This window comes from Streptomyces sp. NPDC091371 (assembly GCF_040684275.1).
Lineage (GTDB): Bacteria > Actinomycetota > Actinomycetes > Streptomycetales > Streptomycetaceae > Streptomyces.
This window is the reverse complement of the sequence record NZ_JBFBFP010000001.1, coordinates 443,593-461,171: the sequence shown is the minus strand read 5'-3', so window position 1 is coordinate 461,171 and position 17,579 is coordinate 443,593. Positions and strand designations below refer to the sequence as shown.

15 protein-coding genes are annotated in these 17,579 nt (G+C 73.5%); 1 reads left to right on the top strand and 14 read right to left on the bottom strand.

The genetic code is table 11. The features are described 5' to 3' along the window. Positions 1-230: 230 nt before the first annotated feature. The 7 genes from topA to bldG all read right to left on the bottom strand — a co-directional run bounded on the left by topA (position 231) and on the right by bldG (position 9,737). The gene (gene topA, locus AB0O21_RS02300) at positions 231-3,026 is read right to left on the bottom strand and encodes a type I DNA topoisomerase (protein ID WP_365165124.1); all 2,796 of its coding nucleotides are present in this window, start codon (positions 3,024-3,026) and stop codon (positions 231-233) included. Between the two features lie 325 nt (positions 3,027-3,351). Further along, the gene (locus AB0O21_RS02295) at positions 3,352-3,549 is read right to left on the bottom strand and encodes a hypothetical protein (RefSeq protein ID WP_365165121.1); all 198 of its coding nucleotides are present in this window, start codon (positions 3,547-3,549) and stop codon (positions 3,352-3,354) included. A 124-nt stretch (positions 3,550-3,673) separates the two neighbouring features. Then, positions 3,674-5,203 (bottom strand): methyltransferase, encoded by a 1,530-nt coding sequence (locus AB0O21_RS02290; protein WP_365165118.1) that lies wholly within the window; start codon positions 5,201-5,203, stop codon positions 3,674-3,676. Between the two features lie 206 nt (positions 5,204-5,409). Continuing rightward, entirely contained in the window at positions 5,410-5,976 is a 567-nt protein-coding gene (locus tag AB0O21_RS02285; RefSeq protein ID WP_365165115.1) for a small secreted protein, read from the bottom strand. Positions 5,977-6,137: 161 nt separating this feature from the next. Then, a complete protein-coding gene (locus tag AB0O21_RS02280; RefSeq protein ID WP_365165112.1) occupies positions 6,138-8,540 on the bottom strand; it encodes a sodium-translocating pyrophosphatase in 2,403 nt (800 codons plus the stop codon). Between the two features lie 280 nt (positions 8,541-8,820). Further along, positions 8,821-9,261, bottom strand: a complete 441-nt coding sequence (locus AB0O21_RS02275; RefSeq protein WP_365165110.1) for an ATP-binding protein — start codon at positions 9,259-9,261, stop codon at positions 8,821-8,823. Positions 9,262-9,395: 134 nt separating this feature from the next. Beyond that, complete coding sequence (gene bldG, locus AB0O21_RS02270; protein ID WP_008743037.1) at positions 9,396-9,737, bottom strand: anti-sigma factor antagonist BldG; 342 nt, start codon at positions 9,735-9,737, stop codon at positions 9,396-9,398. A gap of 81 nt (positions 9,738-9,818) precedes the next feature. Between bldG and AB0O21_RS02265 the strand changes: the two genes are divergently transcribed. After that, positions 9,819-12,290 carry a DEAD/DEAH box helicase gene (locus tag AB0O21_RS02265; protein WP_365165107.1) on the top strand — a complete coding sequence of 824 codons (2,472 nt, stop codon included), beginning with the start codon at positions 9,819-9,821 and terminating at the stop codon, positions 12,288-12,290. Positions 12,291-12,329: 39 nt separating this feature from the next. Here the strand turns inward: AB0O21_RS02265 and AB0O21_RS02260 are convergent, their stop codons facing one another. The 7 genes from AB0O21_RS02260 to ssd are packed head-to-tail and all read right to left on the bottom strand — an operon-like array spanning position 12,330 to position 17,292. Next, on the bottom strand, positions 12,330-12,749 hold the full coding sequence (locus AB0O21_RS02260) for an Rv3654c family TadE-like protein (RefSeq protein ID WP_365165105.1): 420 nt from the start codon (positions 12,747-12,749) through the stop codon (positions 12,330-12,332). After that, entirely contained in the window at positions 12,746-13,132 is a 387-nt protein-coding gene (locus AB0O21_RS02255; protein ID WP_365165102.1) for a TadE family type IV pilus minor pilin, read from the bottom strand. Before AB0O21_RS02255 ends, AB0O21_RS02260 begins: the two co-directional genes overlap by 4 nt. Beyond that, on the bottom strand, positions 13,119-13,316 hold the full coding sequence (locus AB0O21_RS02250) for a DUF4244 domain-containing protein (RefSeq protein WP_365165100.1): 198 nt from the start codon (positions 13,314-13,316) through the stop codon (positions 13,119-13,121). The genes AB0O21_RS02255 and AB0O21_RS02250 overlap by 14 nt, the downstream gene beginning before the upstream one ends. A gap of 49 nt (positions 13,317-13,365) precedes the next feature. Beyond that, positions 13,366-14,142 (bottom strand): type II secretion system F family protein, encoded by a 777-nt coding sequence (locus AB0O21_RS02245; RefSeq protein WP_365165097.1) that lies wholly within the window; start codon positions 14,140-14,142, stop codon positions 13,366-13,368. Continuing rightward, the gene (locus tag AB0O21_RS02240) at positions 14,142-15,032 is read right to left on the bottom strand and encodes a type II secretion system F family protein (RefSeq protein WP_365165095.1); all 891 of its coding nucleotides are present in this window, start codon (positions 15,030-15,032) and stop codon (positions 14,142-14,144) included. The genes AB0O21_RS02245 and AB0O21_RS02240 overlap by 1 nt, the downstream gene beginning before the upstream one ends. Beyond that, positions 15,029-16,177 carry a TadA family conjugal transfer-associated ATPase gene (locus tag AB0O21_RS02235; RefSeq protein WP_365165093.1) on the bottom strand — a complete coding sequence of 383 codons (1,149 nt, stop codon included), beginning with the start codon at positions 16,175-16,177 and terminating at the stop codon, positions 15,029-15,031. Before AB0O21_RS02235 ends, AB0O21_RS02240 begins: the two co-directional genes overlap by 4 nt. Further along, a complete protein-coding gene (gene ssd / locus AB0O21_RS02230) occupies positions 16,174-17,292 on the bottom strand; it encodes a septum site-determining protein Ssd (protein ID WP_365165443.1) in 1,119 nt (372 codons plus the stop codon). The genes AB0O21_RS02235 and ssd overlap by 4 nt, the downstream gene beginning before the upstream one ends. Positions 17,293-17,579 lie beyond the last annotated feature (287 nt).

The following is a 17,579-nucleotide window of genomic DNA, read 5'->3' as shown; positions in this document are numbered from 1 at the left end:
TTCCGGGGCTCCGCCCCGCGCCCCGCCGCGCCCCGCCTGCGTTCGAGGCGCGGGGTCCGGGGCAGAGCCCCGGGGTCGGAGGGGCGGAGGGTGGTTGTGTTCGGCACCCTGCGGGGGCACCCCGGCACACACCCGACCCCGGCGGGGGTCGCGCACCGGCCCCGGCCCGTTCCTCAACGCACAGGGCCCCGTGCCGATCGCACGGGGCCCTGGCCAAAGGAGACCGGTGGCTACTCGTCCGCCGGGGCGGCCGTCGCCTTCTTCGCCACCGTCTTCTTGGCCGTGGTCTTCTTCGCCGCCGTCTTCTTCGCGGCAGCGGTCTTCGTCGCCGTCGCCTTCTTCGCCGGGGCCTTCTTGGCGGGGGCCTTCTTCGCCACCTTCTTGGCCGGGCCCTTCGCCCGCTTCTCGGCGAGCAGCTCGTAGCCCCGCTCCGGCGTGATCGTCTCGACGTCGTCGTCCCGCCGCAGCGTCGCGTTCGTCTCGCCGTCCGTCACGTACGGCCCGAAGCGGCCGTCCTTGACGACCACCGGCTTCTCGCTGACCGGGTCGGTGCCCAGCTCCTTCAGCGGCGGCTTGGCCGCCGCCCGGCCGCGCTGCTTCGGCTGCGCGTAGATCGCGAGGGCCTCGTCCAGCGTGATCGAGAAGAGCTGGTCCTCGGTCTCCAGCGAGCGCGAGTCCGTGCCCTTCTTCAGGTACGGGCCGTAGCGCCCGTTCTGGGCCGTGATCTCCACGCCCTCCGCGTCCGCGCCGACCACGCGCGGCAGCGACATCAGCTTCAGCGCCTCGTCGAGGGTGACGGTGTCCAGGGACATCGACTTGAAGAGCGAGGCCGTCCTCGGCTTCACCGCGTTCTTGCCGGTCTTCGGCGTGCCCTCGGGCAGGATCTCCGTCACGTACGGCCCGTAGCGGCCGTCCTTCGCGACGATCTGGTTCCCGCTCACCGGGTCGGCGCCCAGCTCGAACTCGCCGCTCGGCTTCGCGAAGAGCTCCTCCGCGTACTCGACCGTCAGCTCGTCCGGAGCCATGTCGTCCGGTACGTCGGCCCGCTGGTGGCCCTCCGCGTCCTTCTCGCCCCGCTCCACGTACGGCCCGTAGCGGCCGACCCGCAGCACGATGCCCTCGCCGACCGGGAAGGAGGAGATCTCCCGGGCGTCGATCGCGCCCAGGTCCGTGACCAGCTCCTTCAGGCCGCCCAGGTGGTCGCCGTCGGCCGGTACGACCTCGCTCGCGTCCTCCGAGCCGAAGTAGAAGCGCTTGAGCCACGGCACGGACTGCGCCTCGCCCCGCGCGATGCGGTCGAGGTCGTCCTCCATCTTCGCCGTGAAGTCGTAGTCGACGAGCCGGCCGAAGTGCTTCTCCAGCAGGTTGACGACGGCGAAGGAGAGGAACGAGGGCACGAGCGCGGTGCCCTTCTTGAAGACGTATCCGCGGTCGAGGATCGTGCCGATGATCGACGCGTACGTCGACGGGCGGCCGATCTCCCGCTCTTCCAGCTCCTTGACCAGCGAGGCCTCGGTGTAGCGGGCCGGCGGCTTGGTGGAGTGGCCGTCCGCCGTGATCTCCTCGGCGGCGAGCGCGTCGCCCTCCGCGACCTGCGGGAGCCGCTTCTCGCGGTCGTCGAGCTCGGCGTTCGGGTCGTCCGCGCCCTCGACGTAGGCCTTCATGAAGCCGTGGAAGGTGATCGTCTTGCCGGAGGCCGAGAACTCGGCGTCGCGGCCGTCCGACGCGCGGCCGCCGATCTTCACGGTCACCGAGTTGCCGACCGCGTCCTTCATCTGGGAGGCGACGGTCCGCTTCCAGATCAGCTCGTACAGGCGGAACTGGTCGCCGGTCAGACCGGTCTCGGCCGGCGTGCGGAAACGATCACCCGAAGGACGAATCGCCTCGTGCGCCTCCTGCGCGTTCTTGACCTTGCCCGCGTAGACGCGCGGCTTCTCCGGCAGGTAGTCCGACCCGTAGAGCTGCGTGACCTGCGCGCGCGCCGCCGACACCGCGGTGTCGGAGAGCGTCGTGGAGTCCGTACGCATGTAGGTGATGAAGCCGTTCTCGTACAGCTTCTGCGCCACCTGCATCGTCGCCTTCGCGCCGAAGCCCAGCTTGCGCGAGGCCTCCTGCTGGAGCGTCGTCGTGCGGAACGGGGCGTACGGGGAGCGGCGGTACGGCTTGGACTCGACCGAGCGGACGGAGAACGAGGCGCTTTCCAGCGCGGCGGCGAGCGCCCGCGCGTTCGCCTCGTCGAGGTGCAGCACCTCGCCCTTGAGCTGCCCGTTCGCGCCGAAGTCGCGGCCCTGCGCGATGCGCTTGCCGTCCACCGTGTTCAGGCGGGCGACCAGCGTCGAGGGGTCGGAGGCGTCACCGGCGCGGCCGGTGGAGAAGGTGCCGGTCAGGTCCCAGTACTCGGCGGAGCGGAACGCGATGCGCTCGCGCTCCCGCTCGACGACGAGGCGGGTGGCGACCGACTGGACGCGGCCGGCCGACAGGCGCGGCATGACCTTCTTCCACAGGACCGGCGAGACCTCGTAGCCGTAGAGGCGGTCGAGGATGCGGCGGGTCTCCTGGGCGTCGACCATGCGCTGGTTCAGCTCGCGCGGGTTGGCGACGGCGTCGCGGATCGCGTCCTTGGTGATCTCGTGGAAGACCATCCGGTGGACGGGGACCTTGGGCTTGAGCACTTCCAGCAGGTGCCACGCGATGGCTTCGCCCTCGCGGTCCTCATCGGTGGCGAGGAAGAGCTCGTCGGATTCGGCCAGCTGCTCCTTGAGCTTCCTGACCTGGGCCTTCTTGTCCGCGTTGACGACGTAGATCGGCGCGAAGTCGTGCTCGACGTCCACGCCGAGGCGGCGGACCTCGCCGGTGTACTTGTCGGGAACCTCTGCCGCGCCGTTCGGGAGGTCGCGGATGTGCCCGACGCTCGCCTCGACGACGTATCCCGGGCCGAGGTAGCCCTTGATGGTCTTCGCCTTGGCAGGGGACTCGACGATGACGAGTCGGCGGCCGCCCTTTGCGGTCTCGCTAGTCGGGGACAACTTGGCTCTTCTCTCCGGTCGGCACTCGGTCGCGGTACGGCGACGCTGCGGAGTGTGACGGTACAACCCGCCCCCGTGTCAAACGGCAGAAGCCCGCAACGGCCACTCGAACGGTAACCCGACAAGTGCCGTTTCTGCCGCCCGGATGCCGCGGCGGACCCTTCGCGATCACCGCACAGAGTGGCCGGGGGGCCGTCTGGCCCCTCTCCCGCCACCACTCCCCCGACCGCTCCCGCAGGTCGTTCCGCAGCCGCTCCGCAGGCGCTTCACATGGGGTTTCACCTGTGCGTCCGGCGGCGGATACGGACCGCCTCCCGCCCCCGCGTCACAGCCGCGCGAGGCACCACACCCCGAGGGCCAGCGACACTCCGCCGACGCTCAGGAGCAGTGGTACCGCCAGGACGGGGCGCACGCCCTCGGCCACCGGCGCGCCCTGTATGGCGCGCGCCCCCGTCCAGGCCAGTAGAGCGGCTCCGAACAGCAGGAACACGGTCGCGGCGAAGATCGCCGGGCCGTTTTCCATGCCGTTTCCCCCTACCCCCGGGCCGCTCTCGGGATCCCCCCGGATCCCGATGAGCAGAAGCTTTCCAGCCCCCGGGATACACAGGGCGAACCCCGGGTTACATCCTGGTTCCGCTCCGGCCGGGCTACTGCCCGGAGCCCGCCACGGGCTCCAGGAAGCCCTGCTCGACCAGCATCCGGATCGCCTCCGGCGTACGGTCCCGCAGGACGACCGGGTCCTCCTGCATCAGCTGCGCGATCGCGTCGAGGATCCGGCCCGCGCTCAGTGAGCCGTCACACACTCCGGCGAAGCCCGCGCCGACCGTGTCGACCTTGGTCGCGCGCCGCATCCCGCGGTTCTGCCGCAGCACCACGTGCTCCGGATCCTCCGCGCCGGGCGCCCCGACCTGTTCCTGGACCACTTCGGCGGCCAGCACGAAGCGGGCTTCCAGCAGGGCCGCGTCGTCGTGCTCGCGCAGGTAGTCCTGACGGGCGAAGTGGGCCAGGACGGCCTCACCGAGGGGCTGCTCCACCGAGTGCGGCCACTCCTCGACCACGATCGAGGGCTCGGCGGCGTCCGTCCGGCGCAGGGTGATCCAGCCGAAGCCGACGCCCTTGGTCTTGCGTGCCTCGAACTCCTCCAGCCAGTCCTCGTAGCGCCGCGCGTACTCGGCGGGGTCCGTTCGGTGGTCCCCGGCGTCGCGCAGCCACAGCTCCGCGTACTGCGTCACGTCCTGCACGTCGCGCTGCACGATCCAGGCGTCGCAGCCGCGCGGCACCCAGGAGCGGACCCGGTCGTGCCAGTCCTCGCCCTCCACGTGCTGCCAGTTGCCGAGGAACTGCGCGTACCCGCCCGGGTTGAGGTGCGCGCCGGCCTCCTGGACCAGGGTCCGGCACAGGTCGTCGCCGCCCATGCCGCCGTCCCGGTACGTGAGCCGGGCGCCGGGGGAGATCACGAAGGGCGGGTTCGACACGATCAGGTCGTACGTGGCCTCGCCGACCGGCTCGAACAGCGACCCGGTGAGCAGCTCGGCCGCCGGGGCCCCCGACAGCGCCAGCGTCAGACGGGTGAATTCCAGGGCCCTGGGGTTGACGTCGGTGGCGGTGACCCGGGTGGCGTGCTGGGCGGCGTGCAGCGCCTGGATGCCCGAACCGGTGCCGAGGTCGAGGGCCGAACCGACGGGGATGCGGACGGTGATCCCGGCCAGGGTGGTGGAGGCGCCGCCGACGCCGAGAACCACACCCTCCTCGCGGCTGCCGATCCCGCCGGCCCCGCCCACGGCGCAGCCGAGGTCGGAGACGATGAACCAGTCCTCGCCGTCCGGGCCGCCGTACGGGCGGACGTCGACGGTCGCCCGCACGGCGTCCTCGCCTCCGCCGGCCTCCTCGCGCCGCAGCCAGCCGTCGGCCAGGGCCGCCTCGACGGGCAGCGCGGCCGCGGCGTGCGCGTACGTCACGGGCTGCCGGAGCAGGAACAGCCGGACCAGGCTCGGCAGCGGGCCGTCCCCGCCGCCCCGCGTGGCGCGCAGGGCGGGGACCGTCTCGCTGCGGGCGAGGGCGGCGTAGGCGGGGGCGCCGAGCAGGTCGAGCAGCCCGTCGGCGGTGAAGCCGGCGGCGAGCAGGGCGGTGCGCAGCTCGGCGGCGCGGTCGGGCGTGGGGAGGCTGGTGGTACTCACCCGTCCATTGTGTCCGCTGGGAGCGGCAAACCGTGCGCCGCGCGGGTGCCGGCCCGGGCGGCGCGCCGGGCCGCGCGCGTCCGGGCGTACGGCCGCCGTGCCCGTCCGGGCATACGCAGCCGCGCCCGTCCGGGCATACGGCAGGGCGGCCGGAGCCCCTTCCGGGACCCCGGCCGCCCTGGTCGGCGTACCGCCACCGCGCAGGCCTACGACTTGGCCGGCGTGGGCGCCGTCACCTGGCAGCCCTTCTGGCCGTTCATCGCCTTGTCGAGGCCGCCCGACTTCAGCTGGTCGAGGGCGTCCTTGCCGCCCTTCGTGGCCTCTTCCAGACCGCCCGCGAGCTCCTTGAGCCCCTCGGCGAACTTCGTCTGGTCCTTGGCGTCGAGGGCGTCCATCTTGGCCTTCAGGTCGGCGTAGCCCTTGGAGGTCGACTCGAAGCCCGTCACGGCCGAATCCAGGGTCTTCTGGCCGTCCTTGACCGGCGGAACGCCCGCCGACTTCAGGGCGCTTCCCATCGACTTGTACGACTCGGACATCGTCCCGAAGGCAGCCGAGTCCGTCTTCTGGACGTCCTCGGGCTTGCTGCTCTCCGTGGCCACGCGCTTGATGTCGGCGTTGGCCGCCTCGATCTTCTTGAGTTCGGGCTGCCACTGGTCGCAGACCTTCTTGGCCCACGCGTTGGCCTTCTCGTCGCCGTCGTCCCCGCCGCAGCCGGACAGGACGAGCATCAGCACCGCACCGCCCGACAACGCGGCCGCAAGCTTCTTGTTCACCGGATTGGTCCCTTCGAAGGCTCTCGGCCCGGAAGATACACGCCCGCCATCCGGTGACGTACAACGGCGGACGGACGGCGCGTCAGTCCGCGCCGCCCGTCCGCCGTTCGGGCGTACGACCGGCCCTGCCCGGTCATGCCCGTACCGCTCGTGAGAGAGGGTCAGGAGACCGTCGCCGGGTCGGCCGGCTTGGCCACCCGCTCGGCGGCTCCGCCCTCGGTCTCCTCGCCCACCGCGATGCCGCGGCGCTTGGACACGTACACGGCGCCGACGATGACGCCGATCGCGAGGACCGCGACCACGGCCCGCACTGCGGCGCTGGTGTCGGCGCCGTAGCTGAACTGCACGACGGCGGGGGCGATCAGCAGCGCCACCAGGTTCATGACCTTGAGCAGCGGGTTGATCGCGGGACCGGCGGTGTCCTTGAACGGGTCGCCGACGGTGTCGCCGATGACGACGGCCGCGTGCGCCTCGCTGCCCTTGCCGCCGTGGTGCCCGTCCTCGACGAGCTTCTTCGCGTTGTCCCACGCGCCACCGGAGTTGGCGAGGAAGACCGCCATCAGGGTGCCCGTGCCGATGGCCCCGGCGAGGAAGGAGCCGAGCGCGCCGACGCCGAGGGTGAAGCCCACGGCGATCGGGGTGAGGACGGCGAGCAGGCCGGGCGTGGCGAGCTCGCGCAGCGCGTCCTTGGTGCAGATGTCGACGACGCGCCCGTACTCGGGCTTCTCCGTGTAGTCCATGATCCCGGGGTGCTCGCGGAACTGGCGGCGCACCTCGTAGACCACCGCGCCCGCGGAGCGGGAGACGGCGTTGATGGCGAGGCCCGAGAAGAGGAACACGACGGCCGCGCCCAGGATCAGCCCGACGAGGTTGTTGGGCTGCGCGATGTCCAGGCTGAGGTTCATCTCCCCGGCCTTGGCGCCGACTTCCTTGACCGCGGTGGCGATGGCGTCGTTGTACGAGCCGAAGAGCGCGGCCGCGGCGAGCACGGCGGTGGCGATGGCGATGCCCTTGGTGATGGCCTTGGTGGTGTTGCCGACGGCGTCCAGGTCGGTCAGGACCTGCGCGCCGGCGCCTTCGACGTCGCCGGACATCTCGGCGATGCCCTGGGCGTTGTCGGAGACGGGCCCGAAGGTGTCCATGGCGACGATGACGCCGACGGTGGTGAGCAGGCCGGTGCCGGCCAGGGCCACCGCGAACAGCGCGAGCATGATCGAGGTGCCGCCGAGCAGGAACGCCCCGTAGACGCCGAGGCCGATGAGCAGCGCCGTGTAGACGGCGGACTCCAGGCCGACGGAGATGCCGGCGAGGACGACGGTGGCCGCGCCGGTCAGGGAGGACTTGCCGATGTCCCGGACGGGACGCCGGTTGGTCTCGGTGAAGTAGCCGGTGAGCTGCTGGATGAGGGCGGCGAGCACGATGCCGATCGCGACGGCGACGACGGCCAGGACGCGCGGGTCGCCGGAGTGGTTCAGGATCGCGGGGTTGTCGACGCCGACGAGCTCCTTGTAGGTGGCCGGCAGGTAGGCGTAGACGGCGATCGCGACCAGCACCAGGGAGATCACCGCGGAGATGAAGAATCCGCGGTTGATGGCGGTCATGCCGCTGCGGTCGCTGCGGCGCGGGGAGACCGCGAAGATGCCGATCATCGCGGTGATCACGCCGATCGCCGGGACGATCAGCGGGAAGGCCAGGCCCATGTCGCCGAAGGCGGCCTTGCCGAGGATGAGTGCGGCCACCAGGGTGACGGCGTACGACTCGAAGAGGTCGGCGGCCATTCCGGCGCAGTCGCCGACGTTGTCGCCCACGTTGTCGGCGATGGTCGCGGCATTGCGCGGGTCGTCCTCCGGAATGCCCTGCTCGACCTTGCCGACAAGGTCGGCGCCGACGTCGGCGGCCTTGGTGAAGATGCCGCCGCCCACGCGCATGAACATCGCGATCAGGGCGGCTCCGAGGCCGAAGCCCTCCAGCACCTTGGGTGCGTCGGCGGCGTAGACCAGGACGACGCAGGAGGCGCCGAGCAGGCCGAGGCCGACGGTGAACATGCCGACGACGCCACCCGTACGGAAGGCGATCTTCATCGCCTTGTGGGAGACCTCGGTGAGGTCTCTGGCGGGCTCTCCCTCGGCGGGGGTGGCCTCGCGCGCGGCCGCGGCGACGCGGACGTTGGCGCGGACGGCGAGGCGCATGCCGATGTAGCCGGTGGCCGCCGAGAAGAGGGCGCCCACGAGGAAGAAGGCGGAACGTCCCGCCCGCTGCGACCAGGTGTCCGCGGGGAGCAGGAAGAGCAGGAAGAAGACCACGACGGCGAAGATGCCGAGGGTGCGCAGCTGGCGGCCGAGGTAGGCGTTGGCGCCTTCCTGGACCGCGGCGGCGATCTTCTTCATGCTGTCGGTTCCCTCGTCGGCGGCGAGTACCTGGCGGACCAGGATCTGCGCGACGACGAGTGCGGCGAGTGCCACGACCGCAATGACGATCACGATGAGCCGATTGTCATCGGTGAGCACCGCGGATGCCAGATCAGTCGTGCGATCCGGCGCAATGGGGGTGAAGAGCCCCGTCATTCGTCCTCCTTGACGTGATGAGCTCAAGATGTGGACGGATTGTAGGGAGCGCGCCCCGATCAAAACAGTACGCAGGAAACGGAATTGGCGTGCTCTTGCTCCTCAGCAATAGATCGCGTCACTCCAATACCCTCGAAAGCGGTAATGGGGCAAAGGCATTGACGCCTGGTCATTGATCTAGAGGGCATGAAAAAGGCCCTGCTCAGCAGGGCCTTGATAAAGATCAGAAGATAGGACCGAATGTGCGCCCGCCTCGCCCGGATCCGTGGATCCAGTGGATCTAGGGCAGATCGGAGACGCCGGCCACGGGCCAGCTCATCCGGATGGTGCCGCCCGACTCCCCGGTGGTCACCTCGACGTCGTCGACGAGCCCGCTGATCACGGCGAGGCCCATCTCGTCCTCGCCGTCCAGGTCCGACTCCAGGGCGGCCTCGATGCCGGGCACGGCGGCGTCCGGGCCGCCGCCCGGTCCGGGGACCTCGTCGCCGACCTCGATGGAGAACACCTTCTCCTCCTCGGTCAGCACGACCCGGACGGGCGCGGTCAGCCCGTTGCTGCGGTGCAGTCCGACGGCACGCGAGCAGGCCTCGCCCACGGCGAGGCGGACCTCGTCGAGGACGGCTTCCTCCACTCCGGCCCGGCGCGCCACGGCGGCCGCGACCAGGCGGGCCGTGCGGACGTGTTCGGGCTGGGCGCTGAAGCGCAGTTCAACGGTGGCCATGCGCGTCCCCCTCGGACTACGGGCGTGCCTTGACAGGGGCCCGGGCCAACCGTGGCCCGGCACCCCCGTTCTCCTCGTCGGCTCCTCGCCGCCCGAAAGGGCGCCCAAGGCGTCCCGCAGGCGGCCCGGAGCCGTCAGTCGGTGGCGTTGACGGCGTCTTCCACGGTGGTGTGGATCGGGAACACCTTGGTCAGACCGGTGATGCGGAAGATCTTCAGGATGCGCTCCTGGTTGCACACCAGGCGCAGCGAACCCTCGTGCGCGCGGACGCGCTTGAGGCCTCCCACGAGCACACCAAGTCCGGTGGAGTCGAGGAAGTCCACTCGCTCCATGTCGACAACCAGGTGGTAGCTGCCGTCGTTCACCAACTCGACCAACTGCTCGCGCAGCTTGGGCGCGGTATACACATCAATCTCGCCACCGACCTCGACGACCGTACGGTCGCCGACAGTGCGAGTCGACAGGGACAGGTCCACGGATCCTCCAGCACCTTGCTATCGAGCGGCGCCCCCCAGGGGCCTCCCCACCCGAAGGTAGGGGAGGGATTGGCTGCCGCGATGGCATTCAACCACTTACCGGCAGGCGCGCACGACGCCTTCGGACCATTGTCCCGCACGCCGATGACACACTCGGTTCCAATGGCCAATACTCACCGCCCCAAGCGGCCCACGCCACTCGCGGACGCCCGACCCACTCCCGGCACGGTCCTCGACCGGCTGTCCCGGGGGCCTTCCCGGGCTGCGCGCATCACCCATACGGAGCACTTGCCCCCTCGGGAGGGCCGTCATGCCGTCTGGCCCGACCGCATCCGAACGGATGTAGTAGCCGCCATCCAGGCCGCCGGGATCGAACACCCGTGGGAACACCAGGCCGCGGTCGCCGAGCACGCCCTCGACGGCGAATCGGTGGTCGTCGCCACCGGCACCGCCTCGGGCAAGTCTCTGGCCTACCTCGCCCCCGTGCTCTCCGCCCTCGCGGACGGCGCCGAGGCGCCGAACGGGCGGGGCGCGACCGCCCTGTACCTGGCCCCCACGAAGGCCCTCGCGGCCGACCAGCGGCGGGCCGTACGGGAACTCGCGGCCCCCCTCGGCAACGCCGTCCGGCCCGCGGTCTACGACGGGGACACCCCCGTCGAGGAACGCGAATGGGTGCGCCAGTACGCCAACTACGTCCTGACCAACCCCGACATGCTGCACCGCGGGATCCTCCCGGCCCACCCGCGCTGGTCCTCCTTCCTGCGGGCCCTGCGCTACGTGGTGATCGACGAGTGCCACACCTACCGCGGGGTCTTCGGCTCCCACGTGGCACAGGTGCTGCGCCGGCTGCGGCGGCTGTGCGCCCACTACGGCTCCGAACCGGTCTTCCTGCTGGCCTCCGCCACCGCGAGCGACCCGGCGACCGCCGCGTCCCGGCTGACCGGGGTGCCGGTGACGGAGATCACCGACGACGCCTCCCCGCGCGGCGAGGTCGTCTTCGCCCTGTGGGAGCCGCCGCTGCTCACCGAGCTGCGGGGCGAGAAGGGCGCGCCCGTACGCCGTACGGCCACGGCCGAGACCGCCGACCTGCTGACCGACCTGGTCGTCCAGGGGGTCCGCACGGTCGCCTTCGTGCGCTCCCGGCGCGGCGCCGAGCTGATCTCCGTCATCGCCCAGGAACGGCTCGCGGCGGTGGACCGGTCCCTGCCCCGGCGGGTGGCCGCCTACCGTGGCGGATACCTGCCGGAGGAGCGCCGGGCCCTGGAGCGGGCCCTGCACTCCGGCGAGCTGCTGGGCCTGGCCGCCACGACCGCCCTGGAGCTGGGCGTGGACGTCTCGGGCCTGGACGCCGTCCTGATCACGGGCTACCCGGGCACCCGGGCCTCCCTGTGGCAGCAGGCCGGCCGGGCCGGGCGCTCGGGCCAGGGCGCCCTGGCCGTGCTGATCGCCCGCGACGACCCGCTGGACACCTACCTCGTCCACCACCCCGAGGCCCTGTTCCGGCAGCCGGTGGAGGCCACCGTCCTGGACCCGGACAACCCGTACGTCCTCGCGCCCCACCTCTGCGCGGCCGCGGCCGAGCTGCCCCTGACCGACGCCGACCTGGAGCTGTTCGGCCCCGCCACCCACGACCTGCTCCCCCAGCTCGAAGCGGCGAAGCTGCTGCGCCGGCGGGCGACGGCCTGGCACTGGACCCGGCGGGAGCGGGCCTCCGACCTGACCGACATCCGGGGCGGGGGCGGCCGCCCCGTGCAGATCGTCGAGGCCTCGACCGGGCGGCTGCTGGGCACGGTCGACGAATCGGCCGCGCACACCGCCGTCCACGACGGGGCCGTCCACCTCCACCAGGGCCGCACGTACCTGGTGAAGCACCTGGACCTGGAGGACTCCGCGGCGCTCGTCGAGGAGGCCGACCCGCCCTTCTCCACCACCGCCCGCGACACCACCTCCATCTCCATCCTGGACACCGAGACCGAGGTCCCCTGGGGGGCGGGGCGGCTCTGCTACGGCTCCGTCGAGGTCACCAACCAGGTCGTCTCCTACCTGCGGCGCAAACTGATCACCGGCGAGGTGCTGGGCGAGGCCAAACTCGACCTGCCGCCCCGCACCCTGCGCACCAGGGCCGTGTGGTGGACGGTCACCGAGGACCAGCTCGACGAGGCACGGATCAACCCGGAGATCCTCGGCGGCGCCCTGCACGCCGCCGAGCACGCCTCCATCGGCCTGCTCCCGCTGTTCGCCACCTGCGACCGCTGGGACATCGGCGGCGTCTCCGTGCCGCTGCATCCCGACACCCTCCTTCCCACGGTCTTCGTCTACGACGGCCACCCCGGCGGCGCCGGCTTCGCGGAGCGCGCCTTCCACACGGCCCGCGCCTGGCTGACGGCGACCCGCGACGCGATCGCCGCCTGCGAGTGCGAGGCCGGCTGCCCCTCCTGCATCCAGTCCCCCAAGTGCGGCAACGGCAACGACCCCCTCCACAAACGCGGCGCCATCCGCCTCCTCACCCGCCTCCTCTCCGAAGCCCCACCGGCCGCGGCCCCCGAGCACTGACCGGGGCCCGGGCGGGGCCGGGGGCCGCCCTGGCGGCCCTCAGCGGGGCGCCTCCGGGGCCGGGACCGGGCGTCCCGGGTCCTGCCGGGCCGGACCCGCGCCGCCCGGCGCGGCGACCGGCCCGGAGGGCTCCGGCGGGGGGCCCGCCCAGGCCCGGACCGCGGGATCGAAGGGGCCGGCCGCCACCCTGGCGGTGACCTCCGCGACCTCGCCCTCCAGGACGCAGCCGGACAGCCGCGCACCCTGCGCCCCGGCCACCCGTATCGCCGCCGCACAGGCCGTGTCCGGGCCGTGGGCCCAGCTCACCGCGGCCGCGAGGGCCGCCAGGTCCGCCGCGGCCGCCGCCCGGTGGCGGGCCACGACGGCCTGCCCCAGCAGCAGCACCCCGCCGAACACCGCGCCCAGCACCGCGACCATCAGCACCGCCCACACCGTCGCCGAACCCCGGTCCCGGCTCACGGCGGCGGCCCCACGCTGTCCTCCGCCAGGGCCACCGCCTGCGCACCGAGGCGCACCGGAAGCGCGCCCGGCCCCGGTGCCCGCGCCGCCACCCGCACCCGCCACAGGTCGCCCACCCGCTCCAGCTCCACTTCCGCCCCCGAAGGAGCCGCCGCCCGGGCCGCAGCCACCACGACCCCGGCCGGCTCCGACCGGGCAGCCGCCCGGGCACCGGCCCGGGCGGCGTCCACGCACCGGATCTGCGCGGCGGCCGCCATCAGCGCCCAGACCAGCAGCGCCGCGAACAGCACCAGGGCCGGGATCACCAGAGCCGCCTCCGCGGTCACATAACCGCGGTCACTCCTTTCGCGAGGTGCTCGGGATTCCGCCTCAGAACGGCACATCGAGCGCCTTCCCGATGGTCGACTGAAGGGCCGTGGAGACGACTTCACTCGTCACCACCTTGTACAGAACCGCCGCGAACGCACAGGCCGCGATGGTGCCCATGGCATATTCGGAAGTGGACATCCCCGCATCGCCTCCGCGACCGCTCAGTGCTGCCCGCACACGAAACCAGATGATCCTCATGGCAACCTCCTGTTGATTTCCGTTGTTGATGTGGGTGGTTAATGTGGCGTCAGTTGTTCGAGAGGAGACCGGAGGCCATTCCGATCACCACCGGCGCGACCCCGATCGCGAGAAATGCGGGGAGGAAACACAGCCCCACCGGAGCGGTGACGAGAACCGCAGCCCGCTGCGCGCGGGCTCCCGCCCGCCGGGCCCGGTCCGCCCTGAGGTGCGAGGCGAGGCGGGAGACCGGCTCCGCCGCGGGCGCCCCCGTACGGGCAGCCCGTTCCAGGCACTCCGCGAGCGGCCGCGCACCCGGTATCTCCGCCAACCTCCCCCACCCGGCGCCCGGTTCGCCGCCGAGCCGAAGCTCGGCACCGGCCCTCGCCAGCCGAGCCCCCAACGGCCCGCCCAGCGAGTCCCCCACGACCTCCGCGGCCTCCACCGGGCCGGCCCCCGCCGCCAGGCAGGCGGCCAACAGGTCGGCGGCGAACGGCAGCTGACGCTCCGCCTCTCGCACATCCACCCCGGAGGCGGGCCGCGGCCGGGCCGCCCAGCGCCGCACCCCGAAGGCCGCCAGCGCTCCCACGGCCGCCCCCACCGCCCCGCCGACGAGCACCCAGCCCGCCAGCAGCGCCCCGGCCGGCCCGGCCCAGCCCGCCACCACCCCCCGTATCGGGAAGGGCGGCACCGGCCTGCCCGGACCCGCCTCGGCCCCCAGCAGGACCGCGATCCTGCGCCGGGCGGCCCGGGCCCGCATCCGCGCCACCACCGCCGACGCCACGCACAGCGCCGCCACCGCCAGGCACAGCGTCATCCCCAGCCTGTGGACCGCGAAGCCGCCCATCACCGCTCCCCCGCCCGCACGATCCGCCGGCACCACAGCAGGCCCAGCGCTTCCAGCACCCCGCCCGCCAGCAGGCAGCCCCACCCCACCGGGGTGTGCAGCAGCACGCGCAGTGGATCCGCGCCCAGCCCGGTGCCGATGAGCAGGCCCACCAGCGGCAGCAGGGCGAGCACCACCGCCGTCGAGCGCGCCCCCGCCAGCTGGGCCCGCAGCGACTCCTGTCGGTCCCGCTCGGCGCGCAGGGCCCCCTCCAGCCGGTCCAGCCCGGCGGCCAGTCCCGCACCGCCGTCCACCGACACCCGCCAGCAGGCCGCCATGCCGGCCAGCCCCTCCGCGCCGGGCTCCCGCGCCGCCAGGCGCAGCGCCCCGGGCACGTCCCCGCCGAACGCCGCGGCGGCCAGCACGCCCGTCTCGGCCGCTCCCGGCCCGCCGGGGCCCGCCACCGTCCTCCGTATGGCGGCGGTCAGCGCCTGCCCGGGCTGGGCGCCCGCCCGCAGTTCGCCCACGACCGCCCCGCACAGCTCCGCCACCTCCACGGCCCGGGCCGCCCGGGCCCGCTCCCGGGCACGGACCCGCAGCCACCGCCGCACCAGCGGCACCGCGGCCGCTCCCGCCAGCAGGGGCAGCACCGATCCGCCGAGCACCGCGAGCAGCAGACCGGCCCCGAGGCAGCCCCACTCCCGCCGGCGCGCCGCCCTCAGCCGCACGGCGAGCACCCACCGCTCCCGGCGCACCGGCCCGCCCCGCACCATCGGCCCGCCGCCCGCGAGCACCAGCCGGGCCCGCCGGGAGACCCCGTCGCCCCCGGCCAGCACCCAGGCGGCCGCTCCCGCGCACACCACCCCGGCGAAGACCGGCACCGGGTGCGCCGACCCCGCCCAGGCGCTCATCGCGCACCCCGCAGCAGCGGCGCGAGCCGCTCCCAGCCCGGCTCCCGTACGAAGCCCCGCGCGGCCCAGCGCAGCGCCGGTACGGTGACCACCAGCCCGGCGGCATCCCGCTCCAGGACGTGCACCTCGGCCACCCGGCGGCGCCCCGCCCGGTCCCGGGCCAGGTGGACCACCAGGTTCAGCGCGGCCGCCAGCTGGCTGTGCAGGGCGGCCCGGTCGAGCCCGGCGGCCGTCCCGAGGGCCTCCAGCCGGGCCGGGACATGGGCTGCCGCATTGGCATGGACCGTGCCGCAGCCCCCTTCGTGACCCGTGTTCAAGGCGGCCAGCAGATCGGACACCTCGGCGCCCCGGACCTCGCCGACCACCAGCCGGTCGGGCCGCATCCGCAACGCCTGCCGGACCAGGTCCGCCAGCGTCACCAGGCCCGCGCCCTCCTGGTTGGCCGGCCGGGTCTCCAGCCGCACCACATGCGGATGGTCGGGGCGCAGCTCGGCCGAATCCTCGGCCAGCACGATCCGCTCGCCCGGGCCGACCAGCCCCAACAGGGCGCTGAGCAGGGTGGTCTTGCCGGTTCCGGTACCGCCGGAGACGAGGAACGACAGCCGGGCGTCGACGATCGCCCGGAGCAGCCGGTGCCCGCCGGGCGGCAGCGTGCCCGCCGCGACGAGCTCCTCCAGCGTGAAAGCGCGCGGCCGCACGACCCGCAGCGAAAGGCAGGCCGACCCGACCGCCACCGGGGGCAGGACGGCATGCAGCCGGGTGCCGTCCGGCATCCGGGCGTCCACCCAGGGCCGGGCGTCGTCCAGGCGCCGCCCGGCGACGGCGGCCAGCCGCTGGGCGAGTCGGCGCACGGCCTGCGCGTCGGCGAAGGTCACCCCGGTCAGTTCCAGCCCGCCGCCGCGGTCCACCCACACCCGGTCGGGCGCCGCCACCAGCACATCGGTGACCTCGGGGTCGGCGAGCAGCGCCTCCAGCGGGCCGGCTCCGACCAGTTCGGACCGCAACTCGGCGGCCGCCCCGAGCACTTCCGCGTCCCCGAGCAGCCGGCCCTGCGCCCGCAGGGCGGCCGCCACCCGCGCCGGGGTCGGCTCCGCACCGCTCTCCGCGAGCCGCCTGCGCACCGCCTCCAGCAGCACCGCGCTCATGCCGGCACCCCCTGGGCGGGGCCGAGCGCGCGCTGCCAGAAGCCGTCGCAGAAGCGGGCCAGCGCTCCGCGCCCCTGCGCACCCGGCGGTTCCCCCTCGGCCACCCGCCCCGGCAGCCCCACCTCGACCGGCACCTCGCCGGCCAGCGGCGCCCCCAGCAACCCGGCCACGGCCTCCGGATCGAGCCCGCCCGGGCAGCGGCCCCGTACGACGACGCGTACGTCCCGGGCCGCCATCCGTACCCCGGCCGCCACCCGGCCCGCCGCGGCCACCGCCCGCAGCTCGCCCGGCACCACCATCAGCACCAGGTCGAGCTGGGCCAGCGCCTCGGCCACGGCTTCGTCGACCCGCCGCGGGAGGTCGACCACCACGACCCCGCCCCGGCGGCGGGCGGCGGCCACCACCGACCGCATCGCGGCGGGCGGCACCACCACCCGGTCCCCGCGGTCCCAGCTGAGCACGCGCAGGGCGTGCAGTTCGGGCAGGGACTCCTCCAGGGCTCCGGCGCCGACGCGGCCCCGCGAGCCAGCGAAGTCCGGCCAGCGCAGCCCCTCCGCGGCTTCGCCCCCGAGCAGCACGTCCATGCCCCCGCCCAGCGGGTCCCCGTCGATGAGGATGGTCCGCTCCCCGGCGCGGGCCGCCCGCAGGGCGAGCGCGCAGGCGAGGGTGGAGGCCCCCGCACCGCCGCTGCCGCCGATCACCCCGACGGCGAGGGCTGGCCGACCGGCTCCCTCCACCACATCGGCGATGCGGTCGACGAGCCGGCCCTCGGCATCGGGGAGCCGCAGCACCTCCTCGGCTCCGATCTCCACCGCCCGCTGCCACACGAGGGGGTCGTCCAGCTCCCGGCCGACGAGGAACACCCCTCCCCTGCGGGGCGCCCCGCGCACCCGCCGGGCGGCGTCGTCCCCGACGAGCACGAGCGGCGCGGACTCCCACCCGACACCCCCACCACTCCCACCGCTGCCGTCACTCCCCGCACTCTGCTCGGGCACCGCGTGGTGCACATGCGGTTCGGCGCCCGCGGCGGCGCACAGCCGCAACAGGTCGTCCAGCAGCAGGGGATCCTCGGTGATGATCAGCGGTCGCCCGCCGGCCGGCGCCACCCCGGCCACGCTCCCCGACCCGGCCCCGGCCGGAGCCCCGGCCACAGCCTCCACCGCATCCCCGGCCCGCGTTTCACACGACTTCGATCGAGCCACGATCTCCGCCCCCTTCTCACGACAAATGCAGCACCGCGGACTTCGCGGCTGGAATCACCGTGGCGGGATCGGGAAAAAGAAGTGGATCTTGCTCGAAAACTGTGGACAGCGGACCGATTGTGAATAACCCGGTCACCCTCACAGGTGAGTTCCGGAGCGCGGCGGAACCACTACGCACCGTCACGAGTCTGACGTGGTGA

Bases quoted from the DNA above. Each gene is read 5' to 3' on its own strand.
- AB0O21_RS02295 (WP_365165121.1), bottom strand. From the start codon at position 3,549: ATGGAAAACGGCCCGGCGATCTTCGCCGCGACCGTGTTCCTGCTGTTC.
- AB0O21_RS02280 (WP_365165112.1), bottom strand. From the start codon at position 8,540: ATGACGGGGCTCTTCACCCCCATTGCGCCGGATCGCACGACTGATCTG.
- AB0O21_RS02275 (WP_365165110.1), bottom strand. From the start codon at position 9,261: ATGGCCACCGTTGAACTGCGCTTCAGCGCCCAGCCCGAACACGTCCGC.
- AB0O21_RS02265 (WP_365165107.1), top strand. From the start codon at position 9,819: ATGGCATTCAACCACTTACCGGCAGGCGCGCACGACGCCTTCGGACCA.
- AB0O21_RS02255 (WP_365165102.1), bottom strand. From the start codon at position 13,132: ATGTGCCGTTCTGAGGCGGAATCCCGAGCACCTCGCGAAAGGAGTGAC.
- AB0O21_RS02250 (WP_365165100.1), bottom strand. From the start codon at position 13,316: ATGAGGATCATCTGGTTTCGTGTGCGGGCAGCACTGAGCGGTCGCGGA.
- AB0O21_RS02245 (WP_365165097.1), bottom strand. From the start codon at position 14,142: ATGGGCGGCTTCGCGGTCCACAGGCTGGGGATGACGCTGTGCCTGGCG.
- AB0O21_RS02240 (WP_365165095.1), bottom strand. From the start codon at position 15,032: ATGAGCGCCTGGGCGGGGTCGGCGCACCCGGTGCCGGTCTTCGCCGGG.
- AB0O21_RS02235 (WP_365165093.1), bottom strand. From the start codon at position 16,177: ATGAGCGCGGTGCTGCTGGAGGCGGTGCGCAGGCGGCTCGCGGAGAGC.